Origin of the sequence: Kitasatospora cathayae, assembly GCF_027627435.1 — a bacterium.
Taxonomy (GTDB): Bacteria; Actinomycetota; Actinomycetes; order Streptomycetales; family Streptomycetaceae; genus Kitasatospora; species Kitasatospora cathayae.
Genome location: NZ_CP115450.1, coordinates 1073740 through 1098982, shown reverse-complemented (window position 1 = coordinate 1098982; position 25243 = coordinate 1073740). Strand labels below are relative to the sequence as shown.

31 protein-coding genes are annotated in these 25243 nt (G+C 72.0%); 21 read left to right on the top strand and 10 right to left on the bottom strand.

Annotation, left to right across the window (positions count from 1 at the left end; all coding sequences use genetic code 11):
* Nucleotides 1-263: 263 nt before the first annotated feature.
* Complete coding sequence (locus O1G21_RS05120; protein ID WP_270141165.1) at nucleotides 264-437, bottom strand: CsbD family protein; 174 nt, start codon at nucleotides 435-437, stop codon at nucleotides 264-266.
* Nucleotides 438-685: 248 nt separating this feature from the next.
* On the opposite strand from O1G21_RS05120, the gene O1G21_RS05115 reads away from it, so the two are divergent.
* Nucleotides 686-1684 carry a YihY/virulence factor BrkB family protein gene (locus O1G21_RS05115; protein WP_270141162.1) on the top strand — a complete coding sequence of 333 codons (999 nt, stop codon included), beginning with the start codon at nucleotides 686-688 and terminating at the stop codon, nucleotides 1682-1684.
* 566 nt (nucleotides 1685-2250) lie between these two features.
* Here O1G21_RS05115 and O1G21_RS05110 read toward each other — a convergent pair.
* On the bottom strand, nucleotides 2251-3318 hold the full coding sequence (locus tag O1G21_RS05110) for an SRPBCC family protein (protein ID WP_270141160.1): 1068 nt from the start codon (nucleotides 3316-3318) through the stop codon (nucleotides 2251-2253).
* A 3-nt stretch (nucleotides 3319-3321) separates the two neighbouring features.
* The gene (locus O1G21_RS05105; RefSeq protein WP_270141158.1) at nucleotides 3322-4122 is read right to left on the bottom strand and encodes a histone protein; all 801 of its coding nucleotides are present in this window, start codon (nucleotides 4120-4122) and stop codon (nucleotides 3322-3324) included.
* A gap of 440 nt (nucleotides 4123-4562) precedes the next feature.
* Between O1G21_RS05105 and O1G21_RS05100 the strand changes: the two genes are divergently transcribed.
* From O1G21_RS05100 to O1G21_RS05065, 8 genes are all read left to right on the top strand, one after another.
* Complete coding sequence (locus tag O1G21_RS05100) at nucleotides 4563-4913, top strand: gas vesicle protein GvpO (RefSeq protein ID WP_270141157.1); 351 nt, start codon at nucleotides 4563-4565, stop codon at nucleotides 4911-4913.
* A 72-nt stretch (nucleotides 4914-4985) separates the two neighbouring features.
* Nucleotides 4986-5429, top strand: coding sequence for a gas vesicle structural protein GvpA (locus tag O1G21_RS05095; RefSeq protein ID WP_030285897.1), 444 nt, complete (start codon nucleotides 4986-4988; stop codon nucleotides 5427-5429).
* A 1-nt stretch (nucleotide 5430) separates the two neighbouring features.
* Nucleotides 5431-6144 (top strand): GvpL/GvpF family gas vesicle protein, encoded by a 714-nt coding sequence (locus O1G21_RS05090; protein WP_270141151.1) that lies wholly within the window; start codon nucleotides 5431-5433, stop codon nucleotides 6142-6144.
* Nucleotides 6145-6157: 13 nt separating this feature from the next.
* The gene (locus tag O1G21_RS05085) at nucleotides 6158-6409 is read left to right on the top strand and encodes a gas vesicle protein GvpG (protein WP_270141149.1); all 252 of its coding nucleotides are present in this window, start codon (nucleotides 6158-6160) and stop codon (nucleotides 6407-6409) included.
* Between the two features lie 36 nt (nucleotides 6410-6445).
* On the top strand, nucleotides 6446-6883 hold the full coding sequence (locus tag O1G21_RS05080; RefSeq protein WP_270141147.1) for a gas vesicle protein: 438 nt from the start codon (nucleotides 6446-6448) through the stop codon (nucleotides 6881-6883).
* Complete coding sequence (locus tag O1G21_RS05075) at nucleotides 6880-7698, top strand: GvpL/GvpF family gas vesicle protein (RefSeq protein WP_270141145.1); 819 nt, start codon at nucleotides 6880-6882, stop codon at nucleotides 7696-7698. Before O1G21_RS05080 ends, O1G21_RS05075 begins: the two co-directional genes overlap by 4 nt.
* Nucleotides 7695-7943, top strand: coding sequence for a gas vesicle protein (locus tag O1G21_RS05070; RefSeq protein WP_270141143.1), 249 nt, complete (start codon nucleotides 7695-7697; stop codon nucleotides 7941-7943). Before O1G21_RS05075 ends, O1G21_RS05070 begins: the two co-directional genes overlap by 4 nt.
* Nucleotides 7940-8353 (top strand): gas vesicle protein K, encoded by a 414-nt coding sequence (locus O1G21_RS05065; RefSeq protein ID WP_270141142.1) that lies wholly within the window; start codon nucleotides 7940-7942, stop codon nucleotides 8351-8353. Before O1G21_RS05070 ends, O1G21_RS05065 begins: the two co-directional genes overlap by 4 nt.
* Nucleotides 8354-8707: 354 nt before the next feature.
* Here the strand turns inward: O1G21_RS05065 and O1G21_RS05060 are convergent, their stop codons facing one another.
* Nucleotides 8708-9211: a hypothetical protein gene (locus O1G21_RS05060; RefSeq protein ID WP_270141141.1), complete on the bottom strand. Its 504-nt coding sequence runs from the start codon at nucleotides 9209-9211 to the stop codon at nucleotides 8708-8710.
* Nucleotides 9212-9567: 356 nt separating this feature from the next.
* Here O1G21_RS05060 and O1G21_RS05055 point away from each other — a divergent pair, with 356 nt between their 5' ends.
* Both O1G21_RS05055 and O1G21_RS05050 read left to right on the top strand, forming a co-directional pair.
* Nucleotides 9568-9741 (top strand): CsbD family protein, encoded by a 174-nt coding sequence (locus tag O1G21_RS05055; RefSeq protein WP_270141139.1) that lies wholly within the window; start codon nucleotides 9568-9570, stop codon nucleotides 9739-9741.
* Between the two features lie 305 nt (nucleotides 9742-10046).
* Nucleotides 10047-10496 carry an SRPBCC family protein gene (locus tag O1G21_RS05050; protein WP_270141138.1) on the top strand — a complete coding sequence of 150 codons (450 nt, stop codon included), beginning with the start codon at nucleotides 10047-10049 and terminating at the stop codon, nucleotides 10494-10496.
* A 319-nt stretch (nucleotides 10497-10815) separates the two neighbouring features.
* Here the strand turns inward: O1G21_RS05050 and O1G21_RS05045 are convergent, their stop codons facing one another.
* Both O1G21_RS05045 and bla read right to left on the bottom strand, forming a co-directional pair.
* Nucleotides 10816-11001, bottom strand: a complete 186-nt coding sequence (locus O1G21_RS05045) for a WD40 repeat domain-containing protein (protein ID WP_270141137.1) — start codon at nucleotides 10999-11001, stop codon at nucleotides 10816-10818.
* A 56-nt stretch (nucleotides 11002-11057) separates the two neighbouring features.
* Complete coding sequence (bla, locus tag O1G21_RS05040; RefSeq protein WP_270141135.1) at nucleotides 11058-11996, bottom strand: class A beta-lactamase; 939 nt, start codon at nucleotides 11994-11996, stop codon at nucleotides 11058-11060.
* A 134-nt stretch (nucleotides 11997-12130) separates the two neighbouring features.
* Here bla and O1G21_RS05035 point away from each other — a divergent pair, with 134 nt between their 5' ends.
* The 3 genes from O1G21_RS05035 to O1G21_RS05025 all read left to right on the top strand — a co-directional run bounded on the left by O1G21_RS05035 (nucleotide 12131) and on the right by O1G21_RS05025 (nucleotide 15226).
* Nucleotides 12131-13078 (top strand): LysR family transcriptional regulator, encoded by a 948-nt coding sequence (locus O1G21_RS05035; RefSeq protein ID WP_270141134.1) that lies wholly within the window; start codon nucleotides 12131-12133, stop codon nucleotides 13076-13078.
* Between the two features lie 101 nt (nucleotides 13079-13179).
* Nucleotides 13180-14079, top strand: coding sequence for a serine hydrolase (locus O1G21_RS05030; RefSeq protein WP_270150774.1), 900 nt, complete (start codon nucleotides 13180-13182; stop codon nucleotides 14077-14079).
* A gap of 280 nt (nucleotides 14080-14359) precedes the next feature.
* Nucleotides 14360-15226, top strand: a complete 867-nt coding sequence (locus O1G21_RS05025) for an NAD-dependent protein deacetylase (protein ID WP_270141132.1) — start codon at nucleotides 14360-14362, stop codon at nucleotides 15224-15226.
* Here the strand turns inward: O1G21_RS05025 and O1G21_RS05020 are convergent.
* Both O1G21_RS05020 and O1G21_RS05015 read right to left on the bottom strand, forming a co-directional pair.
* The gene (locus O1G21_RS05020) at nucleotides 15213-16046 is read right to left on the bottom strand and encodes an ATP-grasp domain-containing protein (RefSeq protein WP_270141130.1); all 834 of its coding nucleotides are present in this window, start codon (nucleotides 16044-16046) and stop codon (nucleotides 15213-15215) included. The genes O1G21_RS05025 and O1G21_RS05020 overlap by 14 nt on opposite strands.
* Nucleotides 16047-16220: 174 nt before the next feature.
* Complete coding sequence (locus tag O1G21_RS05015; protein WP_270141128.1) at nucleotides 16221-16616, bottom strand: SsgA family sporulation/cell division regulator; 396 nt, start codon at nucleotides 16614-16616, stop codon at nucleotides 16221-16223.
* A gap of 254 nt (nucleotides 16617-16870) precedes the next feature.
* Between O1G21_RS05015 and O1G21_RS05010 the strand changes: the two genes are divergently transcribed.
* The 5 genes from O1G21_RS05010 to O1G21_RS04990 all read left to right on the top strand — a co-directional run bounded on the left by O1G21_RS05010 (nucleotide 16871) and on the right by O1G21_RS04990 (nucleotide 21665).
* On the top strand, nucleotides 16871-17833 hold the full coding sequence (locus O1G21_RS05010; RefSeq protein ID WP_270141126.1) for a SigB/SigF/SigG family RNA polymerase sigma factor: 963 nt from the start codon (nucleotides 16871-16873) through the stop codon (nucleotides 17831-17833).
* Nucleotides 17834-17995: 162 nt separating this feature from the next.
* The gene (locus O1G21_RS05005) at nucleotides 17996-18448 is read left to right on the top strand and encodes an STAS domain-containing protein (protein WP_270141125.1); all 453 of its coding nucleotides are present in this window, start codon (nucleotides 17996-17998) and stop codon (nucleotides 18446-18448) included.
* 99 nt (nucleotides 18449-18547) lie between these two features.
* Entirely contained in the window at nucleotides 18548-19018 is a 471-nt protein-coding gene (locus tag O1G21_RS05000; protein ID WP_270141123.1) for an ATP-binding protein, read from the top strand.
* A 194-nt stretch (nucleotides 19019-19212) separates the two neighbouring features.
* Complete coding sequence (locus O1G21_RS04995) at nucleotides 19213-19896, top strand: hypothetical protein (protein ID WP_270141122.1); 684 nt, start codon at nucleotides 19213-19215, stop codon at nucleotides 19894-19896.
* Between the two features lie 128 nt (nucleotides 19897-20024).
* Nucleotides 20025-21665, top strand: coding sequence for a multicopper oxidase family protein (locus O1G21_RS04990; RefSeq protein WP_270141120.1), 1641 nt, complete (start codon nucleotides 20025-20027; stop codon nucleotides 21663-21665).
* On the opposite strand, the gene O1G21_RS04985 is transcribed toward O1G21_RS04990, so the two are convergent.
* Complete coding sequence (locus tag O1G21_RS04985; RefSeq protein WP_270141118.1) at nucleotides 21650-22858, bottom strand: 4-hydroxybenzoate 3-monooxygenase; 1209 nt, start codon at nucleotides 22856-22858, stop codon at nucleotides 21650-21652. The two genes, O1G21_RS04990 and O1G21_RS04985, sit on opposite strands and share 16 nt — an antisense overlap.
* A gap of 250 nt (nucleotides 22859-23108) precedes the next feature.
* Between O1G21_RS04985 and O1G21_RS04980 the strand changes: the two genes are divergently transcribed.
* Nucleotides 23109-23828: a peptidoglycan-binding domain-containing protein gene (locus O1G21_RS04980; RefSeq protein ID WP_270141116.1), complete on the top strand. Its 720-nt coding sequence runs from the start codon at nucleotides 23109-23111 to the stop codon at nucleotides 23826-23828.
* 59 nt (nucleotides 23829-23887) lie between these two features.
* Nucleotides 23888-24652 (top strand): D-Ala-D-Ala carboxypeptidase family metallohydrolase, encoded by a 765-nt coding sequence (locus O1G21_RS04975; RefSeq protein WP_270141114.1) that lies wholly within the window; start codon nucleotides 23888-23890, stop codon nucleotides 24650-24652.
* An 83-nt stretch (nucleotides 24653-24735) separates the two neighbouring features.
* On the opposite strand, the gene O1G21_RS04970 is transcribed toward O1G21_RS04975, so the two are convergent.
* Nucleotides 24736-25215 (bottom strand): helix-turn-helix domain-containing protein, encoded by a 480-nt coding sequence (locus O1G21_RS04970; protein WP_270141112.1) that lies wholly within the window; start codon nucleotides 25213-25215, stop codon nucleotides 24736-24738.
* Nucleotides 25216-25243: the final 28 nt, after the last annotated feature.

The window sequence follows — 25243 nt, the reverse complement described above, 5'->3', positions numbered from 1 at the left end:
TTCCGCTGGCCGTCGTGGTCGTTCGCGACTACGCGCTCCAGGTGAGCAGGGACAGAGTCGCGGGCCCGATCTACTGGCACCGGCCGGCATCCGACGGTGGCTGGGGGTGGGGAGACGCCAATTAGCCACCCTGAAGGACGGTGGCCGACGCTGAGGTCTGCTGGGGCGGCGCAGGCGTTCGGTGAAGTCAAAGGCAGGCGACGCAGCAAGTCCGCCCCCGGTACTAGTGATGGGAGGCGGACTTGCGTTCCAGGGGTGTTTGGTCAGTGCTTGAGGGCATCCTTTGCCTTCTGGCCAGCCTGGAGCATGTCACCCTTCACCTGCTCGGCTTTGCCCTTGGCCGTGAGGGTCTCGTTTCCGACGGCCTTGCCGGCGGCTTCCTTTGTCTTTCCCTTAACGGTCTCTGCCGTGTGTTCTATCTTCTTACCTGCGCCCATGACCATCCTCCTCATGAGCCCGGTTACCTGCACCGCGTCTGCCCCGTATCGGCACCTTTACGCCCGAAAGCTATGGAGCGCGCTGGCCGTCGACCCACATGGGTCAGGGTCATCCGCGGCCCGCACCACGGTCCCGGAGCCAGCCGCGCGGCGTCCTCCGGATCTGGTCAACGGTTGGGCTGACATTGGTGCTGGCAGCTGCGGCCGCCGTACCCAGCCGACTGTCCCCCAGCCCGGAAGGCCCAGGCATGAACCCCGTCGAACGCACCCTCCGCGCTCTCGACCGTGCCCAGCAGCACCACGCGGTCCCGGGAATGGTCGTCGGCGTGATCAAGAAGTACGGAGATGACCGCGGCAGTCTGCTCACAGCCCTGATCGCCTACTACGGGTTCATGGCCCTGATCCCGCTGCTGCTCCTGCTCAGCACCATTCTCAGCTTCATCCTCCACGGACACCCCGGCGCCCAGAAGACCATCGTCAACTCCGCGCTCGTCGACTTTCCCATCATCGGCGATCAGCTCCGCCAGAACGTCCACTCCGTCCAGGGCAGCGGCCTCGCCCTCGTCGTTGCCCTCCTCGGCCTGGTATATGGCGCGCTCGGTATCGCCCAGGTCCTTCAGCACGCCATGGCCGAGGTCTGGAACGTGCCCGGAGTGGTCCGCCCCGGCTACTTCCCGCGCCTGGCCCGCAGCCTGCTGCTGTTCAGCACCCTCGCCGTGGGCCTGCTACTCGCCACGGCCGCCGCTACCCTCGTCGCCACCACTCTTGGCGGGCTGGCCGCCCACATCGGCGCCCTCGTCCTGTCCGCCTTGCTCAACACGGGCCTGTGCCTGGCCTGCTTTCGCATCCTGACTCCCAAGATCATCTCCACTCGCGCCCTGCTGCCCGGATGTGCGATCGCCGGGCCTTTGTTCACAGTCCTGCAGGCCTTCGGTGCCGTCCTCGTGGCCCACCAGCTGCGCCACGCCACAGCTGTCTACGGGTTCTTCGCAACCGTGATCGGCCTGCTCTCCTGGCTCGCTCTGGCCGCGACGATCACCGTGTACGCGGCCGAGACCAACGTGGTTCTGCACCGGCGACTGTGGCCGCGAAGCATTCTGCAGCCACCGCTCACCGAGGCAGACGAGAAAGTCCTGGAATCCATCGCGAACCAGGAAGAACGCCGCCCCGAGCAGCACGTCGACGTCGACTTCGACGATGACAATGCGTCCCCCGAGGACGGGCGGCCGCACCAAGGCGACACCTGACCCGTAAGGTTGGGACCAGTCGTATTGGGACCAGTCGTAGGCCCCAACGAAATGCTTACGAAAGCATTTAGTGACCGGGGCCCGAGACTCCGGGCGGCCTGATCTCTGGGCCGGTCCTTCGTGCAAGAGATCGCTATGGCGGGCATGGAGTGGGGAGATCCGGGGAGTCCTCGGCTCCGCCCTGGTCGACGAACGTGGTCACCGGAGCAACCCCCGCGAGCGCGGGGCCCACCCGTAGAGGGCGCCGGCCAGGGCGAGCCAGCGGCTGGTCCGGGCCTGTGGCGTCGGGAGCGCCACTGGGGCCAGTGCAGGATGTGGTCGGTGCTTGGGTTTCGGCGCCCAGGCCGGCGGCTGGCCTGGGCGGCCATGTCCCTGACACGATCGGGGGGCCGGTCCGCGCCTGGTGGGCCTGGCGAGCCGTCGCCTTCGGCTTCCCGGCTGGAGGATGGCCAGGGGCAGGAGCAACGCCACCTCGCTGCCAGCTGCAAGCCGGGTGGCTGCTCGCCTCCGCCGCGGGCTCGGCAGTCGGGCCGGTGCGCAGTGCGGGTTGGCTGCCCCGTGGCCGGTCAGTGGGCTTCCTCCACGTACTCCTCATCCTCCTCTTCCGGTTGTTCGTCCTCTTCCCCGTAGTCGCGATCGTCGTACTCGTCGTCGTACTCGTCCTCGGGCTCCTCCTCTTCCTCGTCGTACTCACCCTCGGGCTCCTCCTCTTCCTCGTCGTACTCACCCTCGGGCTCTTCTTCCTCGTCGTCGTACTCCTCCTCGGGCTCCTCCTCTTCGTCGTATTCGTCTTCTCCGAGCCGGTCGTCCTCGGCGGCTTCGTCTTCCATCGCCTCCTCGTGCGTGCGCACCACCTCGCCGTCGCGGATCTCACCGCGCCAGCCTTGGGCTTCGTCGTTGGACAGGGAGACGTGCCGCTGGAAGTTCTTGAAGTCGAGGCGGAGGCGCCGGCCCTGGGCGCGCCAGATGTTGCCGGTCTTCTCGAAGAAGCCGTTGGGGTAGTACTCGACGACGAGGACGATGCGGGTCAGGTTCGGGGTGAGCTCGTGGAAGCTGACGACCCCCCGAGTGCTGCCCTTGGCTCCTTCGGAGGTCCACACGATGCGCTCGTCCGGGATCTGCTCCTGGACCGTTGCCTTGAAGCTGCGTTTAGAGGGTCCGACTTTCACCTTCCAGTCGGTGGTGACTTCATCGCCCTGTGAAACGCTCTGCACACCCTTCGCGAAGCCGCTGAAATCCTCGTACTGCGTCCAGTGGTCGTAGGCGGTGCGCACAGGGACGCCGACATCCAGTGCCTCCACGATGTTCATCGTCTTCTTGCCCGCCTTGCGGCCGGGCTTGCCGCCTCCCCCGAACGTCTCCTTGGCCTTGTCGACGAGGTTGTCCTTGATGCTCTTAGCCTTCTCGCCCATGAAGGCCTTGAGCGGGGAGTCACCCTGCAGGACACGGGAACCGACCTTGGGCAGGACGCCTCCGTTCTGGGCGACGTCACCAAGGGTGTCGGTGAGGTCGGAGACCTTCTCAGCCGCCTTCTCCACCAGGTGCTCCAGCTGGGCGCCGAGGAAGTTGACGACTTCTTCACGTAGCTGGTCGACTCCCGACCCGGCTGCGGACCTATCTCCCGTGGCGGCCATGGCTCACCTCCGCCGGGTCCGCGTTGACGGCTTGGCAGCGGTGCTTTTGCTCGCCGCGGTCCTTTTCGCTGCGGTCTTCTTCGCTGCGGTCTTCTTCGCCGGCGTCGGCGCTTTCTCGCGCGCGGGCTTGGATGCGGCGGTCTTCGACGTCGTGGCGCGGGCCGACGACTTCTTCGCCGCTGGCGGACTCTTGGCCGTGGTCTTCTTCCCCGCCGGTGCGGCCTTCCTGACGGGTCGGCGGGCGGCGGTCTTCGGCGCGCTGGTGCTCGGCGCCGTGCGGGAGGAGCGCGGCTGGTCACCGGCGGGTTCGGCGGTGCGGCGTCGCCGGGCCGGTTTCGCCGGACGAGTTTCCACGGGCTCGGGCTCCTCCTCGGGCTCCTCCTCGGGCTCCTCCTCGTACTCTTCCTCCTCCTCCGGCTCCTCGTCCCATTCCTCCTCCGCGGCTTCGGCCTCGTACGGTTCCTCCTCGTCCTGCCCCTCGTCCGGCTTCGGTTTTCCGATGTTGAGCGTGCGCTCCCTGAGCGAGTCGGCCAGCTCACCGATGCGCCGGTCGGCGGCCGCGGCGACGGCCTTCTTGCCTGTTTCCAGCAGTTCGCCGCGGATCTGTTTGTTCAGCTCGGCCACCTGCGGGACCTCGGCGAGCTTGCGTAGGCCTTCGGTGGCGAGCTGGCGCGGATCCAGACCAAACCGGCGCCCGGCGAGGTAGGTGGCGGCCGCGAACGCGAGACGCCCCTTCTTCGCGCGCCCGAGTACGTAACCGCCCACGACAGCCGCCGCCAAGGCGACCTTGGTGGTGTCATTCATAGGGGCATCCCTTTCCGGCGATCGCCCCTTCGCGAGTGATCGGCACCAGCGAAGGGGCCGTTCCTTGTCTTTCCGCGCGCGTGATGGCCGGTCTTGTGGTCGGCGCGACGCCGACATGCGGCAACGATCCGCCGCTGCGACGTCGGTCACGGCAGCCCGCGTCGGAAGCGGCGCTGGGAGAACCGGGGATCGTGACCCCGCCGAGCCCGGCAGAAAAGAGCCCAGTTCCCAGTCTGGCATGCCGCGGTGTTCCCGCACCTGGAACCGATGTCGCGCCGAGTGCACGGCCCCGTACTCCACGCCCCACGCCGACCAGCCACCGCGATGCAGGCCTTCGGCGCCGGGGCATGAGGCACAAGTCGACGGCTATATTGGTGCATATCGGGCATATGCGGTAAGTGAATGCTTCTGGAGCGGCTTTCCCCGATCCGGAGAAGGGCATGACCACTGGCAACGAGCACGACGAGGAGCCGAGGAGGGCCAGCGCGCGTCCCACGCGGTCGCCGGGCCGGACGCCACGGCCCCGTCGACGTGTATCCGCGCCACACGCCATGCGCATCGCCGCTCAGCAACTGCAAGACCTCCTTGGACGTGTCCCCGAGTCGGTGTCGGCCCTGAAACCCGTCGAGGGCGGCTGGCAGGCCGACGTGGAGGTGGTGGAGCTGGAACGCATCCCCGAGACGACCAGCGTGCTGGCCAGCTATCGGGTAACGCTCGACGAAGAAGGCGAACTGCAGTCGTACGAGCGGATCCGTCGCTACACCCGGGGACAGGTCGATCGCCCGACCTGACAAACCCTGCGGCGCGATGACCTGCAAGAACGCCCGCGTTCACCGCGAGGGCGGGCCGCGAAGGGAGGCGCCATGACTGTGGTGCCGCAAAGCGCAGCCGGCGTTTCCCGCAGCGGGAACACCGGAAGTCTCTACGACGTCCTTGAGCTGATCCTCGACCGGGGCCTGGTCATCGACGTCTTCGTCCGGGTCTCGCTGGTCGGCATCGAGATCCTCAAGATCGACATCCGCATCGTCGTCGCCAGTGTCGACACTTACCTCCGATTCGCCGAGGCATGCAACCGCCTCGACCTGGAATCCGGGCGCAAAGCGCCCGCTCAGCTCACCGACATCGTGGGTGAGGTCACGGAAGGGGGTGCCCGGGGCAAGAGCAAGGGCGCGCTGAGCGGTGCCGTCGACGCTGTCACCGACGCCCTCCACCTCGGAGACGCCAACGAGGAGGAGGAAGAGGAGGAGGAGCCCGCGCCGAGGCGCACGCGGCCCGCCCGTCGGCCCACCAGACGACGGGAGGAATGAGATGGCCGTCTACGTCTACTCCATCACCGCAGCCGGTCATTCCCACAACCTGACCGGCCTTGACGCGGTCGGTCCCGTCCCAGCAGTCCTACGCTCCCTGCGGGCCGGGCCGCTGGCGGCCGTCGTCAGCGACGCACCTGCGGAACTGCGGCCCAAACGCCGCGACCTGATGGCCCATCAGGCCGTTCAGGAACGCCTCGTCGCCGACGGGGCGGTGCTGCCGCTGCGCTTCGGCCTCACCGCTCCCGACGACGACGCCGTCCGGGCCGCCCTCGACCAGCACCGCGAGGAGTACCTCCAGCGGCTGAGCCACCTGGAGGGCTGCGCCGAGTACCACATCAAGGCCGCCGTCGAGGAGGACGCGCTGCTGCGGCAGATCCTGCGGGAATCGCCCAGAGCCCGGCAGCTCAACGACGACATCAAGGCGGGCAACAGCAACCCCGAGCTGCCGCTCGCCCTCGGCGAACTCGTCACGCGGGAGGTCCTCGCGCGCCAGCAGGCCCTGGCAGCCGGCATCACCGAGGCACTGCGTCCCCACACCCGCGAGGAACTGGCCTCCGAGCCGACCGGGAACGACTTCCTGAACATCTCCTTCCTCGTTGACCAAGAGCACCGAGAGCTCTTCCTCACTGCGGTAAAGGGCCTCGCCGACGAACTCGGCGCCGATTGCGACGTCCGGCTGTACGGCCCCCTGCCCGCCTACAGCTTCGTCTGAAGGACGTGAAGCCATGGGTCTGATCACCCAGATCCTCACCCTCCCGCTCGCGCCGGTGCGCGGCACCGTCTGGGTGCTCGAACGCGTCGTCGAAACCGCCGAGGACGAGTACTACGACCCGGCGCCCGTCGAACACGACCTTGCCGCACTGGAGCGAGCACTCCTGGTCGGAGAGATCGACGAGGAGACCTTCGACCGGCGTGAGGACGAACTCCTCGACCGCCTCGACGAAATCCGGGCCCACACCCAGCACCGCGCACCATGACCGCACAGCAGCCACGCGACCGGGCGGAGGACAGCAGTGAGTGACTCTCTCGCCAACCGTCTGGGCTCGCTGCCCTCCCGGTCCACGCCGCCCTACCAGCCGACCTCCTCCGCCAGTCTCGCCGACATCCTGGAGCGGGTGCTGGACAAGGGCGTCGTCATCGCCGGCGACATCCAGATCAACCTCCTCGACATCGAACTGCTCACCATCAAGCTGCGCCTGCTCATCGCCTCCGTGGACAAGGCCAAGGAGATGGGCATCGACTGGTGGGAACACGACCCCTCACTGTCCTCCCGCGCCGACCACTCCACTTCCCGTCTCGAAGAGGAGAACCAACGCCTGCGCGAACAGATCGAGGCCCTGCGCGCGGACGCCGCCCTACCGCCCGTCAGCGCTCCGGAGGCAACCACGCCGCGCCGCCGTCCGGGCAAGCGGCCCACCGCTCACCCACGACCCGGTCCAGGTGACACATGAGCGACGCCTCCCTCACCTACGCCTACGCCGTCGCCCGCGACCGCACCCCCGCCCTGGCCGCCGAGGCGGGCACCCTCACCGGCGTCGCCGGAGCACCCGTCCGCCTCCTGACTCCCGACCGCACCACCACCCCGGTGGCCGTCGTCAGCCACGTCCCCGCCGAGGACTTCCACGAAGCGGCCCTGCATCGGCATCTGGAGGACCTCGGCTGGCTCGAAGCCCTGGCCCGGGCCCACCATGGCGTCATCGAAGCGCTGGCAGCGCACACAACCGTCCTCCCACTGCGCCTGGCCACCGTCTACCTCGACGACGACCGGGTACGCGCGATGCTCGACGACAACCAGAAACTGTTCCTGGACGGCCTGGAACGCCTGCGTGGCCATGTGGAGCTGGGCGTCAAGCTCTACATCGAGGCCGAACCCCGGCCCCCCGCCGCAACGGATGCCCCGCCTGATCCCGCGCTCAGTCCGGGACGCGCCTACCTCCGCCGCCGCCGTACGGAGCAGGACGCCCGCCACGACGCCCACCGGGCGGCCGAAGAGGCGGCACAACGGATCGCAGTGAGCGCCCGCGCCCACGCGGTGCAGTGGGCACGTCACCGCGTCCAGGAAGGCGAACTGGCAACCGGCCCCGGTCAGAACGTGGTCAACGACGCCTACCTCGTGCCCGCGGACCATGTCCGCGCGTTCCGTGAGGAGACCATGCACGCCACCGACGGTCTTCCCGGCCTGCGGGTCGATGTCACCGGTCCGTGGGCCCCCTACTCCTTCGCCACCCTCACCCCTCCCGAACGCGGCACGGCGAGTGCACCGTGAACCCTTCAGGAAACACCCCGGCTCCGACCAGCGGCGCGTCCCCGCCGCAGCAGCAGGTCGCCCTCATCGACCTCCTGGACCGGCTGCTCAGCGGCGGAGTGGTCGTCACCGGTGACCTCGTCCTGTCCGTCGCCGACATCGACCTCGTACGGATCTCGCTGCGCGCCCTCATCACGTCGATCAGCGAGCGCACGGCCGCCCCCTGGGCGGCGCACGCCCCATCCGAAGAGTGGGGGACGCGGTGACCACCGACAGGCCACCCCGTCCGGACCGCCGCCAAGAGGTGGCCCAGGCCGCCACACGCGCGTTCCGCGTTTTGCCGGCCACCAGGAGCGATCAGGCAGCCACAGGCCGGGGCCGCCCGCCCCATGCACCCCGAAGGATCACGACCAGCCCCGAGACCGTCGAACGGGACCTGATGAAGCTCGTCCTCACCCTCGTCGAACTCCTCCGACAGCTCATGGAACGGCAGGCCCTGCACCGGGTCGAAGCCGGCGACCTCACCGAGGAGCAGGAGGAGAACCTCGGAGCCACCCTCATGGCGCTACACGAGCGCATGAACGACCTGTGTGCCCGCTACGGGCTCACCATGCAGGACCTCAACCTCGACCTCGGACCGCTCGGCCCTCTCCTCCCGCCAGACGAACCGCAGTAGTCCCGTCCTGCGCCGCAGTGCAGATAACCGTGGAAGGCGCAGGCCCGGACACTCGGGCCGTGCCCTTGGTCCCGTCAGGACAGAACCGCGTCCGCCACCTTCTTGAGCGCGCTGGGCGTCTCGGGCCTGCGGGGCGCCTTGTCGCGCGCTTCGATCAGACGGGCTACACAGCACCGCGCATGCCTTGAGGAAGCCGAACGGAGGACGGACTCTGCTCACATGCCGCAACCAGGTCGGCATGACCTCCCATGGCTCCCTTCGCCTGCTTGGAAGCGGCCAGCCGAGCATGATCCACCGTTGCGTGATTCATCGGCTTCCCCTGGGAGGACCTGGGCCCTGCACGGGGTGATGGCGCTACTGCCAGCCGGCGCCACGGTGTTGCTGGCGGCAGGCACGCCCGGCGGCGAGGGCCTGGTCGATCAGCCCACACACGCGGGGCAGGTCGGCCACGTCGAACATCGCGGCGGCGGGCAGGGCCAGAGCGAGGGCGGCTACCGCGCCGACAGCCACCGCTTCGATCACGGCCAGGTCGACGGGCGGGTGGCTGCGCCGGGCGCCGAGCAGCACGTAGCCGTCGAGGTGTGAGCGGGTCTGCCAATCGACGCCGCCCAGGTAGCCGTCCCCGGGATCCAGGTCGCTGCCGACTCGGGCGACCGCTTCGGCGAACTGGTGCAGGACCCGGCCGTGCGCGGGGTCAGGCTGCCGGTCGGCGAGCTGGCCTACCCAGGCCGCGGCCCTCGCCGTGCAGGCGGCGACCGCGGCCAGCACGTCCCCGTCGTACCCGCTCGGCCCACCGGCGACCGAGTCGGCCCCGTCTTCTCCCAGGCCGGGAACGCCGGGCAGGCCGGCCCAGGACATGGAATGGCTCATGCCCTTGCAACGGCCCACTGCGGCCCGAGGTCACGCCTGTACGGCACTCGATGCTGGGGTCCCGTGAGCCGAGTCCGGCAAACAGCGCCCGTGCAGGGGTGTTGTCTCCCATCGGCCGCTGGCACCCAGGGCGGCTCCATCCCCACTGCCACCCCCAGCACGTCCGGCAACGCCGCCACCCCCACGGACACCCCGACCTACATCCAGGTCCAGTAAGCGCAGCGCCCACCGCCCACCGGCGCGGTCCCGGACCAACCGCACCGGACCACATCCGGTGCATGCCTGCGGGCAATCCGGGCAGCCGCTCCGGGGACAGGCCGTTGCGGAAACGGAGGGAGATCGCAATGAGCGCCTCGGACAAGGCCTCGAACCTCGGTGACAAGGTCAAGGGCAAGGTCAAGGAGGCCGTAGGCAAGGCGGTCGGCAACGAACGCCTGGAAGCCGAGGGCAAAGGCGACCAAATCAAAGGTGACGTGAAGCAGGCCGGCGAGAAGGTCAAGGACGCCTTCAAGGACTGACCGCGCCACCCGTTGGAGGGAAGGGCTGAACACCTCAGGAGAAGGAGTGCCCAGCGATCCGGGCCGTGTTCGCGGGTGCGCGGGCGTTCACCCGTGCGGACCACACGGCGCGGCCCGGGCGGCGCATGGCCGTGGCCGTCAGGGGACTGGTCAGTCGCCCGCTGTGGCTGGCCGGTGCTGAATCTTCGCCGGTTGCGGGCACGCCGCGGGTGGGGCGAGATGGCCGAGGGGTCGCGTGCCTGCCTGCCCAAGGGCTGGCGCGCGGGTCCGGTTCAGCAGACCGACGAGTAAGGAGTGGGTTGGTTATGAGCAGGGTCCAGGAGACGATCGACGTCGACGTGCCGATCAGCACCGCGTACAACCAGTGGACGCAGTTCGAGCAGTTCCCGATGTTCATGGAGGGCGTAGAGGAGATCACGCAGATCGACGACCGCCACAACCGCTGGAAGACGAAGATCGCCGGTGTCAGCCGGGAGTTCGACACCGAGATCGTCGACCAAGTCCCGGACGACCACGTGGCGTGGCGCACGGTCACGGGCGAGGTGAAGCAGTCCGGCATGGTGTCCTTCCAGCCTCTGGACGCCGGCCACACCCGGATCGTGATGTCGATGGACTACCAGCCCGAGGGGCTGGCGGAGAAGGCCGCCGACATGGTGAACATGCTCGACCGGCAGGTGAGGGGCGACCTGAAGCGCTTCAAGAACTTCATCGAGAAGCGCGGCAGCGAGACTGGCGGCTACCGCGGCAAGCTCTGACCCGGCAGCAGTGTGAGGGCCCCGGCTGGCGGCGGATCCCGCCCGCCGGGGCCGTCCGGCTTTGTCGGGCGGGTGGGGGTGCTGGGCCGGGCCGCCGCAGGGACGCATGCCGGAGCCGGGCCGGAGCACATGAAGGCCGGCCAGGGGCCCGGGCGGCCTCCGAGAACCGCAGTCGACCCATGCCCGAGAGGCACCACCCTCGCCGGCGCCCTCTCTCCAGCAGCAGCCGTTGCACGGTGGCGGGGTCGAGCCGGGGGACCTGGCGCCGGTCGGCACCGAAGACTGCGGCGCCCTTGCGAGCCGTGGGACTCCCGACATGTCAACTTCTTCCGACATGTTGAGTGGGGACCGGGAGCGTCACGGAAGGCCCGTCCTCGAGCTCCCGGTCGAGGTTCCAGAGCCGGACGACGCCGTCCGCCCCGCCGGTCAGTGCGAGGACGCCGTCCGCGCTGACGGCGAAGGCCGTGGTCGGCTCGGCCCGGATCGTGCGGACCTGTGCGCCCACCGCGGTGTCCCAGACCGTCAGGGAGATCAGTTGCGGGACGGTCAGTTGCGGGACGGTCAGTTGAGGGCGGTGACGACGGCCTTGGTGGCCTCGGCGATCAGGGCGTCGTCGGAGGTGGCATCGGGCTTGCCCCGGTCGGACAGGACGACGATGACGACCGGGCTGCGGCCGCCGGACGGCCAGGCGACGGCGACGTCGTTGCGGGTGCCGTAGCCCGCGGTGCCGGTCTTGTCGCCGATCTTCCAGTCGGCGGGCACGCCCGCGCGGATGTAGGGGCCGCCGGTGGTGTTGCCGAGCAGCCAGTCGGTCAGCAGCCGGCGGCGGTCGTCCGTCAGGACGTCGCCGAGGACGTAGCGGCGCAGGTCCGCGGCGAAGGCGTGGGGGGTGCTGGTGTCGCGGGGGTCGCCCGGGGTGGCCTCGTTCAGGGTGGGTTCGGTGCGGTCGACGTTGGTGGTCGGGTCGCCGAGGTCGCGCAGGGCCCGCTGGACGGCCTCCGGGCCGCCGAGTTCGGCCATCACCAGGTTGGCGGCAGTGTTGTCGCTGTACTGGATGGCGGCGGCGGCCAGATCGCGCACCTTCATGCCGGTGGCCACGTGCTGGGAGGTGATCGGCGCCCACGCCAGCACGTCCTCCTGCCGGTACCCGACGACCTTGTCCAGTTCCTGGTCGGTCGCCCCGCGCAGCAGGGCACCGGCGGCGAGCGACTTGATCGTGGACGCGAACGCGAAGCGCTCGTCGGCGCGGTGGGCGACCTCCCGGCCGCTGCCGGTGTCCACCGCGTACACGCCGAGGCGGGCGCCGAAGTGCCGCTCGAGTTCCTCGAAGGCGGCCTCGGTCGTGCCGGCGGAGGCCGTGCCGGTGGTGGCGGTGTCGGCGGCGGTCGCGGCCGCCGCCGCAGCGCCGGTGCCGCCGTGGCCACAGCCGGCCGTCAGGGCCGCCGCGAGCAGGGCGACGGCGGGCAGTGCGGTACGGGGATGCCGGAACGCGGACGTCATCGGTGATCTCCAGATCAGGCGTACGGGAAGGCCAGGTGGTCCGGCCGTGGCCTCAGCTAAACAGGCCGTCAGGACTCCAGTCCAAGACCATGATGGTGAAGGGATCGATGGCGAAATGCCTATGATTGCTGCTCATGGACCTGTTGGGGCACCTCCGCCACTTCCGCGTCGTCGCCGAGGAACGGCACTTCGGCCGCGCCGCCGAGCGGCTGCGGATCGCCCAGCCCTCGCTCTCCCAGCGGATCCAGCGGCTGGAACGCGAACTCGGCGTCACCCTGTTCGACCGCGGCCCGCGCGGCGTCGCGCTCACCCCGGCCGGCCGACTGCTGCTCGCCGAGGCGGAGGAGGTGCTGGAGTGCTCCGCCCGCCTGCTGGCCGTCGCGGCCGACCTGCGCACCGGCCGGGCGGGCACCCTGCGCGCGGCCGTCCCGCCCGACCTCGGACCGGCGGCCCTGGCCGCGCTGCTCACCGGCTTCGAGAGCGCCTCCCCGGGCACCCGGCTCGAACTGCGGGAACTGCCGGTCGCGGCCGCGGTGCGCGAACTCGCCCAGCACACCGTGGACGTCGCCGTCGTCCGTCACCCCTGCCCGGCCGCCGGGCTGGCCTTCGGGCCCGTCCTGCACCAGCCGCTGGGCGTGCTGCTCGCCGCCGACAGCCCGCACGCCGACCGCCCGGACCTGGCCGTGGCGGAGCTGACCGGGCGGCGCCTGGTGCTCTTCCCCCGCGCCACCGCCCCGGCGCTGTACGACGAGATGCTCACCACCCTGGCCCGGCACGGCTGCACCCCGGAGGCGGTCGTCGACCCGCCCGGCGCGGACGTCGCGGGCGCGCTCGTGCTCACCGGCAGCGCCGTCGCCCTGGTGCCGCGCACCGTGGCCCCGCCGGGTACAGTCTGGCGTCCGCTCACCGGCACCCCGCTGACCTGGCGCACCTCCACCGCCTGGCCGGCCGGACGGGACGGGCCCGCCGTCCGCCTGTTCGCCGAGGTCGCTCACCGGGCGCTGACCGAACCCGGCGGCCTGCTGCCCCAGCCGCCCAACCGCCCGCTCTTCCCCCGGCCCGCAATGGAGTTCCCGCTGTGACCAGCGACCGCACGAAGGGTGACCGAGCCCGCAGAGACCGCCCGGGAGACGACGCTCCCGGCCGCCGCGACCCCGCCGGCACCCGCGCCGCGCGCGCCCGCATCGCGGCCGCCTTCGCCGAAGCCGGGGTCACCGGCCTGCTGCACGCCCGCGACCTCGACACCGGCGCCGAACTCTCCCTCGGCGCCGACACCCCGGTCAGCACCGCCAGCGTCCACAAGCTCTGCCTCCTGGTGACGCTGTACCGCGAGGCCGCCGCCGGCCGGATCGACCTGACCCGGCCGGTCGACCTCCCCGCCACCGACCGCACCCCGGGCCGCACCGGCCTGTCGGCCATGCTCGACGCCGCCCGGCTCTCCCTGCGCGACCTCGCCTACCTGACCGTCGCGGTCAGCGACAACACGGCCGCGGACGTGCTCTGGGACGAGATCGGCCTGGACACCGTCAACCGCACCATGGCCGAGCTGGGCCTGACCCACACCGTCGCGGTCCACACCGTCCGCGAGATGGTCGCCGCCCTCGCCGAGGACACCGACCGGGACTCCCCGGTCGACCCCGCCGTCGTCGCCCGGCTCAGGGTCCTCGACCCGGCCTTCACCAACCGCAGCACCGCCCGCGAGATGACCGCCCTGCTCGCCGCCCTCTGGCACGGCGACGCCTGCCCCGGCGAACCCGGCGCCGCCCTGCGCCGCCTGCTCGGCCTCCAGGTCTGGCCGCACCGGCTGGCCTCCGGCTTCCCGTTCGACGACGTCCGCGTCCACGGCAAGACCGGGACCCTGCCCACCCTGCGCCACGAGGTCGGCGTCGTCGAGTACCCCGACGGCGGCCGCTACGCCCTCGCCGTCTTCACCCGCGCCGCCGCCACCGCCATCACCCTCCCCACCGCCGACGCCGCCATCGGCACTGCCGCCCGCCTCGCCGTCGACGCCCTGCGCCTCACGGCGTCCGGGCGGGCCGGCGGGGACGGCGGGGACGGCGCCGGGGGTGGAACCAGGAGTTGACCGCCGAGCAGCCGCCCCGCCCACGAACGCCCGGGTGGCAAGGGGCCGGTGTGACGCCGCCGGTGGGCTGCCCGCGAAGGTCACCCGCCGGTACGCCCAAGCCGGTCGCTCGGCCGAACCGGGGGCGTGCCGACCCACGTCCGATCGCGTGACCGCGTCCGACCGGATGACGAATCCGTGGGCCCAGGATGCCCCGGGGCAAGGAGCTTGCCGCCGCCACGGCCGCTGAGAGGTACCGGGCCCTCGCCGGCGTCCGGCGCCCGGTCCTACGCTGGACCGCATGGGTGTGCCCGTGGCGGGTCTCGGCGGTACGGCGGCCGATGCGGCCGGCCTGGAGGTGCTGGTACGGCTGCTGGCCGGGCGCGGGGTGGTGGTGCTCAGCGGGGCGGGGTTGTCGACGGAGTCGGGGATCCCGGACTACCGGGGGGAGACCGGCAGCCGGCGGCGCGGGGTGCCGATGACGTACCAGGAGTTCACCGGGAGCGAGGCGGCCCGGCGGCGGTACTGGGCGCGCAGCCACGTGGGGTGGCGGACGATCGCGGGGGCCGAGCCGAATGCCGGGCACCGGGCGGTGGAGCAGCTGCGGCGGTCCGGGCACGTGTCGGCGGTGATCACCCAGAACGTGGACGGCCTGCACCGGGCGGCCGGGACGCGCGGGGCGGTGGAGCTGCACGGCGGGCTGCACCGGGTGGTGTGCCTGGCGTGCCGGCGGACCGGCTCGCGGGAGGAGCTGGACCGGCGGCTGGAGGAGCTGAACGGCGGCTTCCGGGCGGGGGCGGCGCGGGTCAATCCGGACGGTGACGCCGAGCTGTCGCAGGAGCTGGTGGACGGCTTCCGGGTCGCCCCCTGTGCGGCGTGCGGGGGAGTGCTCAAGCCGGACGTGGTCTTCTTCGGCGAGAGCGTGCCCCGGCCGAGGGTCCAGCGCTGCTATGAACTCGTGGACGCCGCACAGGCGTTGGTGGTCCTCGGCTCCTCGCTCACGGTGCTGTCGGGGCTGCGCTTCGTCCGCCACGCCGCCCGCGCGGGCACGCCCGTGGCGATCGTCAACCAGGGCGCGACCCGCGGGGACGAGCTGGCCGCCGCCCGGGTCGGCCTGCCGCTGGGCGCGGTGCTCACCGAGGCGGCCCGTCGGGTCAGGGCCGGCTAGCGAGGGTGTGCAGGGAGGCCTTGAGGGCGGCGACGAAGCGGTCCCGGGTGAAGTCGTCCACCAGGTCGAGGGAGAGGTAGGGGTTGAGGTCCTCCAGCTCGACGAGGAGGAGCTCGCCCTCGGGGGTGCGGCAGGCGTCGACCCGCTGGATGCCGTGCTCGACGGTGTTCCAGGCGATGAAGCGCCGGGCGAACTCCAGGTCGGCGGCGGTGGGTTCGTAGGGTTCGAGGCGCCAGCGCTGCTCGGGGTCGGGGGCGTGCAGGGCGTACTGGAAGGCGTCGTCGACGAAGTAGAACGAGACCTCGTAGGTGAACGGGATCAGCGGCTGGACCAGGACGTCCTCGTGGTACGGGACGGCGGCGAGCTGCTGGCGGGGGACGATCCGCAGGCCGATCGAGTCGGCGCCGAGCTTCGGCTTGACGACGTACTCGGGGACGACGGGCAGGCGGGAGAGGTCCTCGGCCCGGTCGACGGTCGGGATGACGGGGTACCCGGCGGCGGTGAGGTCGAGCAGGTACTGCTTGCCGGCCATGTCGGCGCGCCCGGTCAGCTGGGTGTACACGCGGGCGCCGCGCTCGAGCGCCTGGTCGCGGAAGCGCTCGTACTCGGCGCGGTAGTCGAGCACCGGGCCGCTGTTGCGGACGAGGACCACGTCGAAGGAGTCCAGCAGCGCTGCGGCGTCCAGGGGGTGGCACAGGGCGACGTCGAAGTCCTCGCGCAGCCGGGCGGAGAGCTGGATGTCCTCGTCGCAGTACCGGCGGCCCCGGGCCTGGTAGGCGAGGTCGGTGACGAGCAGGACGCGGGGTTTGGTGCGGGCCATGGCTCTCCTGAAGATCATTCGATCCGCTCAGCCTACTTACCCGTCCACCTCGGGGTTCCGGCCCCCGGCCCCCGGCCCGTTGCGGCGCGGGGCCGGGCGAGCCGGGCGGGGGCGGTCGTCTTGGCGAGGACTCCTCTCGGCGCGGTGGCGTGTGGTTCGGGGCGGGCGCGCGGGTCAGGCGGTCAGCAGGGCCTTCAGGCCCCGGTCCCAGTCGATCCGGGCGTGCTCCTGCCCGAGCGGGACGAGCCTGACGGTGGCGGCCAGGAACCGCGCGACCGCCCCGGTGGAGACGACGAGCAGGGCGACGCCCTCGCCGCCGGCGAGCGCGATCAGCAGGCGGGTGTCGTCGAACGGCGTGACGTGGACGTCCCCCTCGCCGGAGGGTTCGTGCAGGCCGGCGATGAGCAGGTCGCGCGAGAGCGACCACACGGCCTCCGCCTGGTAGGAGGTGAAGTCCAGCTCCACCGCGTGGGGCTCGCCGGCCCGGTAGGACCAGTCGACGTCCAGGTCCCGGCTGCGGTCGTCGCCGGTCATCAGTCGCATGGTGATCCGGGTGGTGAGACGTTCCATGGCAAGGGTTCCCCTTTCCCGGGTTCCGTCGGGCGGGGGCGGCCGCAGGCCGGCCGTCCCCGCCCGTTCGTCTGTGGTGCCTGCCGGCTCGGCTGCCCCCGATGCCGTGGTCCATGCCCCCGGATCCGCGATCCCTCCGCGGCCGCTCCACCGCCCGGCCGTTCGTTCACGCGATCCTCACAGTGCGAACCGGCATGCGATCGGCCTCGGCGGGTACCCGGGGACGGACCGTACGTCGAGGGGAAAGGACCGACATGGCCACGACCAGTGACGAACTCCTCCACCGCGTGACAGCCCCGGTTCCGGACGAGGCCTCGACGGTCGACGCGCCCGGTGCCGACCGCGCCGCCGTCCCGGAGCGCCCGCGACGGCCGGAACCTCCGGAACGCCCGGACCTTCCGGAACACCCGGATTTTCCGGAGCTCGCCGACGTCGAGGACCCGCGGCAGGTCGCGCCCGGCGACGCCCGCGAGCTGACCAGGGTGCTGCTGGCCCGGCTCTCGACGCTGGAGGAGGGCACCGCCGAGTACTCGTACGTGCGCGCCACGCTCATCGAGCTCAACCTGTCCCTGGTGCGGTTCGCGATCCGCCGGGTCGGCAACCGCCGGGAGCCCGAGGAGGACCTGATACAGGTCGGCTCACTGGGCCTGATCAAGGCGATCGACCGCTTCGACCCCGAGCACGGCGCGGAGTTCGTCACCTTCGCGCTGCCGACCATCCTCGGCGAGATCCGCCGTCACTTCCGCGACGCCACCTGGGCCGTCCACGTGCCGCGCCGCCTGCAGGAGCTGCGCATCACCCTGGCCAAGTCCCGCGACCTGCTGTTCCAGCGGCTGGGCCGCTCGCCGACCGTCGCCGAGCTCGCCCGGCACCTCGACCTGTCGGAGGAGGAGGTGATCGAGGGGCTCGCGGCCGCCAACGGCCACACCGCCGGCTCCCTGGACGCCCCCGCGACCGAGGGCGAGGAGGACCAGGGCCCGCTCGGCCAGCGCCTCGGCGAGGAGGATCCGAGGTACGACACGGTCGAGAACCTGATCGTCCTCAAGCCCCTGGTCGCCGCCCTGCCGGAACGCGACCGCCTGATCCTGTCCATGCGCTTCGGTGAGGAACTCACCCAGTCCCAGATCGGTGCCCGCCTCGGGCTGTCCCAGATGCACGTCTCCCGTCTCCTCAACCGCACGCTGACCAGCCTGCGCGCGGACCTCACCGCCACCTGAGTCGGCCGCACGGCCATCAGGACCACCACGACGCCACGCACGCCACGCACGCCGCCCGCGGCGCGGCCACGGCTCGGGCGCGGCCTGACGGCGGCCTGGCCCCGCGCCGGGTGGCGTGCGTAGGCTCGCGGGGCACACCCCGTGGAGGGGAACACGACGACGATGCCAGCCGAGAAGACGATGCCCGCAGAGAACGAGTCCGTGACCGTGCCGCCGACCACCGCGCCCTCCGAGCCCTCCGACCCTTCCCGGCCGGGCGCCCCGTCCGGTCCCGACCTGGCCGTCCGCACCTGGCACACCGCCACCCGGGCGGCCGTCTGCGCGCTCGCGGGCGACCTCGACATCGAGACCCTGGCCCCCGCCCGGAACACCCTCGACGACCTGGTGGAGCAGCATCCGCCGCTGCTCGTCGTCGACCTCGCGGGCGTCGGCTTCTGCGACTCCTCCGGCCTCAACCTGCTGCTGCGGACCAGGATGGCGGCCGCCGCGGCGGACGTCGGGTTCCGCCTCGCGGCGCCGTCCACCACGGTGCGGCGGTTGCTGGAACTGACCTGCGCCGACACCGTGTTCTCGCTCCACCCGACCGTGGCCGCCGCGCTCGCCGCACCCCGGTGAGCGCCGTGACCGCGCGGCGGCACGCATAATTCGGCAGTGGTCGGGAAACCGAGCAGACGAAGCGGAACACAGTGCCGAGGCAGGAAGGGGAACCCGCACATGACGACCAGCCGGGCAACCCTCGACGGCGACCGGCCGGGCACCGGTCCCAAGCTGCCGCCCGGCGGCCAGCGCCGGCGCCTGCACCTGGCCGGGCTGCCGAAGCCCGTCGCCCGAGCCCGGGCGTACACCGCGCGGGCGATCGCCGACTGGTCGTGGCCGACCGGTGCCTGCGGCGCCGAGGACGACATCGTGCTCCTGGTCGCCGAGCTGGTCGCCAACGCCATGCTGCACGCAGGCGGCCCCGTCGACCTCGTCCTGGACGCCTCCGAGACCCGCCTGCGGATCGAGGTCGGCGACCGCTCGACCGACCTGCCCGAGCCGCGCCGCCCCCACCGCCCGGGCCTGCCCGGCGGGCACGGGCTGTTCATCGTCCAGAACGCCGCCACCCGCTGGGGGGCGCTGCCGCACCGCGACGGCAAGACGGTCTGGGCCGAGATCGACACCGGCCCCGCCGGGCCCGGTCGCTGATTCCGCCGACCGACGAGTCGGCCGTTCGGACGAGGGGCCCGCGCGATCGCCGAGCTGCCGGGGGGATGGCGGCGGCGGGTGAATTGGACTGCCGGATCGTCAGGTTCCCGGTACCATCTGCGAGTTCGACCGCAGCAGCAGCAGCGGCAGGACAGCCAGCACAGTCGGCACAGGCAGGACATGGGGGACGGGCCGTGGCAGGAACCATCACGTTGTGGGTGTTCGGGCTGCTCTGCTTCGTCGTGGCCTTCGCGAAGGAGGCGGCGAGCGGGGCGGGGATCAGCCTGCCCGGGCCGAAGACCGGGGGAGCCCGGTTCGGGGTGATCGCGGTCGGGGTGCTGGCGCTCATCCTGGGGACGGCGATCCGGCCGACGGGCGACGCGCCCGCGGGCTCGGCCCCGGTGGCGGGCACCGCGGCGTCGACGCAGGGCAGCGTGCCGCCCGCGCCGGCCACCACCACGAGCACCGCCGCGCCGGCCCCGCCCGCGCCGTCGCCGACCGGGTTGACCGTGGCCTGGACCGGCCAGGTGGGGATCTCGATGGAGGGCGGCATCGACTTCGACCTGACCCCGCCGTCGCGTCACCCCGGCTTCCCGCAGGGCATCTACGCGACCGGGTTCACCGCGACCACGGCCGTGCTGCGGGAGGAGATCCAGAGCGAGCACGACAGCTTCGGCATCTGGACGGGCCAGACACCGCCGTCCGGTGCCGCCTGCGCCGACTGGGCCGCCAGCCACTCGGGCGACTCGGCCCACGTGAACGTCGGGTCGCTGGTCTGTCTGAAGAGCCCCGGCGGCCGCACCGCCCTGATCAGGATCGACTCCATCGCCCCGGCGGACTACCAGGTGGAGGCCACGGTGACGGTCTGGTCGGGCTGAGGGTCCGCCGGCCGGGGTCCGCCGGCCCGAGGCCCGTGCCGCGGGAGTGGTGCGGAAGGCCCAATGTGCGGCGGGCGCGCGGTGTGCTTACCGGGAGCCGCCGGTGGGCTGACCTAGATTGCCCGACCATGACCGAAAAAGTCGGAATCAGTCGTCGATCGATGTTCAAGGCGCTCCCCGCCGCTGTCCTGGTGGCGGCGTCCGACGGGATCCTCTCCCGGCAGTCCGCGGCGGCGGCGCCCGCGCCCGCGGCCTTCCCGCAGCCGGCCGTCCGTGCCCGGCGGCGGGTGCCCGGCACGCCCAGGGCGGTGCTGGAACAGACGCTCGACGTGCGGTTCACGGACACCGTCATCCTCGGCTACGGGACGGCCACCACCCGCACCTACAACGGGACGATCCCCGGACCGACCCTGCGGGTGCGCGGCGGGGACACCCTGCGGCTGACCCAGGTCAACGGCCTGCCGCCGAACGAGCCCCACAGCGGCGGCCACAACCGGCCGCACAACCTCAACAGCTTCAACCTGCACACCCACGGCCTGCACGTCTCCCCGTCCGGGGACGCCGACAACGTGCACCGCGAGTTCGCCCCGCGCACCGCCGACGAGGTCGACGCCGGCGCCCCCGAGCCGCAGTACCTGACCACCGTCGACATCCCGGCCGACCACCCGGCCGGCACCCACTGGTACCACCCCCACCTGCACGGCGCCACGGCCGTGCAGATCGTCGGCGGAATGGCCGGGGTCCTCATCGTCGAGGGCGACGTCGACGAGGTGCCCGAGATCGCGGCGGCCGCCGACCTCGTGGTCTGCGTCAACGAGCTCAGGCTCAAGGACGGCAAGGTCCCCGACTTCACCTCCGGCAACGCGCTGACCGCCGTCCCGGCGACCCTGACCGTCAACGGCGCGGTCAACCCCACCCTCACGCTGCGCCCGGGCGAGGTGCAGCGCTGGCGGCTGGTCTGCGCGACGGCCTTCACCGCGCTGCCGCTGCGGCTCACCGACGGCGAGCAGAACCTCACCTTCCACCAGATCGCCCAGGACGGCGTGACCTTCCCGGCCACGGTCGCCACCGACCGGCTGCGGCTGGCCATGGGCAACCGGGCCGACGTGCTGGTCCGCGGCGGCGACCCCGGCCGCTACGAACTGCGGGCCGACAGGGTGACCGAGCCGCTGATGACGGTCCAGGTGGCGGGCGACCCGGTCGACCCGCCGATGGACCTGCCGACCACCCTGCCGGCCGGCAAGCCCTTCCTCGACGCCGACGACATCGCCAACCCGGACGCGGACCGCGAGGTGGTCTTCCACGTCGACCCCGGCGTCCTCGCCGGGCCGTTCCCCAACGCCTTCCGCGTCCTGGGGAGCAACCCGACCCCCGCCGCCGACCCCGACGGCGACCTCACCCGGGACCCGGCCTACGGGCTGTTCGACCCCGGCTACGTCAACCACACCCTGGGGCTGGACACCGTCGAGCGGTGGACGCTGCGCACCGACGAGACCAACCCGGCCTTCAGCCACCCCTTCCACCTGCACACCAACCACGTCCTGGTCACCCACCGCAACGGCGAGCAGCTCGACCCGCCGGTCTGGCAGGACACCATCGACCTGGCCGGCGGCGAGCCCGGCGACACCGTCACCTTCCTGGTCCGGTACGAGGACTTCACCGGCAGCACCGTCGCCCACTGCCACCAGCTCCAGCACGAGGACCTCGGAATGATGCAGACCGTCGAGTACGTCGAGCCGAGACGGCCGGGCGGTCAGATGCCGACGTAGTTCTCGGCGAACCAGTCCTGGTGGGTGCGCGAGGTGCGCAGGGACTCGATGCGGGAGCGCCGCATGGCTTCGTGGAAGTACGAGCCCTCGTCCGGTCCGGCCGGGGCGTGCAGGAGCTGGATCATCCAGTGCGCGAACTCCTGCGCGCGCCAGATGTGTTCGAGGCAGCGCCGGGAGTACCGGTCGAGCGCCCGGGAGTCGTGGTGGGCGAGCTCGTCGATCAGTGCCTCGGCGAGGAGTTCGGCCTCCAGGACGGCGAGGTTGGCGCCCTTCGCGGCGGCGGGGGCGGGCAGGCTGGCGGCGTCCCCGGCCAGCAGCAGCGAGCCGTGCCGCAGCGGTTCGATCACGTCGGACTCCAGGTCGATGACGGAGCGCTGGAGGATCCGGCCGTGGTGCAACGGCCCGTGTTCGGCGGTGTACATCCGCAGGTCGAGCTCCGCCCAGATCCGCTCCTCGGACCAGGCGTCGGCGGGGATGCCTCGCTCGTACTGCAGGTAGTAGCGGGTGATGTCGGCGGTGCGGGCCATGTGGCCGGCGAAGCCGTGGGGGTGCAGGGCGTAGCCGACGGCGTCCAGGCTCGGGGGTGCCTCGGCGAGCAGGCCGAGCCAGGTGACGCCGTGGTCGCGGTGGTGGCGGAGGGTGCCGGTCGGCAGGGAGCGCCGGGCGGCGCCGTGGCGGCCGTCGCAGCCGGCCACGTACCGGGCCCGCCAGCGGTCGGGGCGGCCGTCGGCCTCCTGGACGGCGACGGTGGGGCGGGGGCCGGCGGCGTCCTGCACGGTCCGGGCCTCGGTCTCGAAGTGGATCCGGCCGCCCGCGTCCAGGTAGTGGGTCAACAGGTCGGTGACCAGGTCCTGCTGGGGGTAGACGGTGTGCTGCTCGTGGCGGCCGAGGGCGCCGTAGTCGAGCCGGAAACTGCCGTCCTCGGTGCGGAACTCGCAGGTGCCGTGCGGGCGGCCGCGCCGGTGCAGGCCGTCGGCCAGGCCGTGGCGCTCCAGGACACGGACGGTGTTGGCGGCGAGGAAGCCGGCCCGCGCCCTGGTCTGGACGTGGGCGCGGTCGGCGCGTTCGAGGACGACGCAGTCGATCCCGGCGGCGTGCAGGAGGTTCGCGAGGGTGAGGCCGGCCGGTCCGGCGCCGAGGATGAGGACGTCGGCGGATTCCCGGGCTGTTCGGATGGTCTGACGTTCGGTCACAGTACGGGGAGCTTAGTCGCCGAGCGCCTGACCGGGGACCGCGCCCGGACGACCCGGTCCGGCCCGGTGGCCGTTCCGGCCCCCTCCCGAGCGTCCCGAGGCCGTCCCAGCGGCGTCCCGGCGCCGTCCCACCGCGTTCCCGGAGTTGCCCGGGACGTCCCCGGTGCCGCCGACCCGTGGCGGGACGGCCGTCCGGCCCCGAGAGTGGGCGGCACCGCCTGATCACCCGACAGGCGCCGGAGGGGATGGAATGACCGTGAAGAAGACCCTGCGCGGGCTGGCCGTGGCCGTGCTCGCGTTCGTCGCGATGGCCCTGCTGCCCGCGCAGGCCCAGGCGCTGGACAGCACCACCTGGGTCCAGCGCAACCTGGTGGGCATCGGCTACCTGGCGAGCAGCGGCGTCGACGGCAACTACGGCCCGCAGACCACCGCCGCCGTCCGCAGCTTCCAGCACGACAACGGCCTCGACGAGGACGGTGTGTACGGCGCCCGCACCGAACTCGCCCTGCACAACAAGGTCGCCGAGGTCCAGCGCGCGGCCGGCGCCGGCGCGGACGGTGCCTACGGCTCCGGCACGACCGGCTCCGTCACCGACTGGCAGCGCGCCCACAACCTGAGCGCCGACGGCATCGCCGGCCCGGCCACCATGAACGCCATGGGCGTCGCCCGGACCGTGCAGATCACCGCCCAGTGGAAGTTCCCCAGCCACGGCTGGAGCGTGAGCGGCCAGTTCGGCTGCCTGGACCAGATCTACGTCCACGAGAGCGGCTGGAAGGTCTACGCCACCAACCCGTCCTCCGGGGCGTACGGCATCCCGCAGTCGCTGCCCGGCGACAAGATGGCCACCGCCGGCTCCGACTGGCAGACCAACCCGGCCACCCAGCTCCAGTGGGGCCTGGACTACATCAAGGGCCGCTACGGCGACCCGTGCTCGGCCTGGAGCTTCTGGCAGGCCCACAACTGGTACTGATCGGCCCCGCACAGCCCTGTTGACGTCTTCCCCGTGCCGACTCCTCGAAGGAGCACGTAGTGAACAGCTCTTCCCTCGACCGCCGCGCACTCCTGCGCTACGGCACCGGCGCCGTGGCCGCGGCCGGGCTCGCCGCGGTCGCCAACATCGGGTTCGCCCGCCCGGCGGCCGCCTACGGCTGGTCCGGAAACCTCAGTGAGGGCTCCTCCGGTTCGGCCGTGGCCGAGCTGCAGATCCGTGTCGCGGGCTGGGCGGCGGACTCCGCCTCGCAGACCTACGTGGCCGTGGACGGCTCCTTCGGGCCGGGCACCGCCGCCGCGGTGCGCCGCTTCCAGGCCGCGTACGGGCTGAGCGCGGACGGCGTGGCCGGCCCGCAGACCTTCGGCGTGCTCAACTCGCTGGAGAAGTCGGACGGTTCCACCGCCCACTTCAACTGGTCCGAGTTCACCAGCCACGACGGCTCGGGCTTCGGCGGCGGCAACGTCGGCTCCGGCGAGGTGCAGGAGAACGTCCGCCGCACCATGTACAAGCTGGAGGCGCTGCGGAAGAAGGCGGGCGACCGCGCGATCACCATCAACTCCGGCTTCCGCAGCACCGCGTACAACTCCTCGGTGGGCGGCGCGGGGAACTCCATGCACACCTACGGGGTGGCCGCCGACATCGCGGTCTCCGGCCTGTCCACGCTGTCCGTCTACCGGATCGCCGAGACCTGCGGCTTCTCCGGCCTGGAGACCTACACCGTCTCCTGGCAGCACGTGGACAGCCGGATCGAGCACTCCAACTACGGGTCGGGCTTCTGGTGGTGGCAGGACGGCGTCGCGTAACGGCGAGCGCCCTCCGAACACCGCGGCACCGCGCCCTCCCCACGGGGGCGCGGTGCCGCGCTGCGTCGTGCCGCTCGCCGCCGTCAGGCTCCGCGCCGGAACGGCCGCCGGCCGGTGGCGGCCAGCACTCCGCCCGCGCCGAGCGCCAGGGAGAGCAGGGCCACTCGCCGCAGCAGGGCGGCCTGCCGACGGTGCGGGCAGGGGGAGTCCGCGTCCTCGGCCGGGCCCCCGCCGTGGGCCGGGGCGGCCTCGGGGCCCGTCGTACCGGGAGCCGGGGCGGCGCCCGGTGCGGTGAACGTGATGCGGCGGCTGTCCGCGAGGCGCCACAGCTCCAGCAGGTGTTCGGCGTCGCCCCCGCAGACGGACGCGATGCTCTGCACCGCGTCGCGCGGGGGGAACTGCTTCCCGTTCACCCACCGCTCCCACGAGGACTTCGCGTAGTGGGTGCGTTCGCTGAGCCGGGCGTAGGTGAGGCCCGACCCGGACTTCAGCGACTGCAGCTCGCTGGCGAGCCGGTCGGCGGGGGACGGTGACGTGGTGGCGGACGCGTGTTGGCGGCCCATGAGGCTTCTCCCCGAAAAGTGCTCTGAC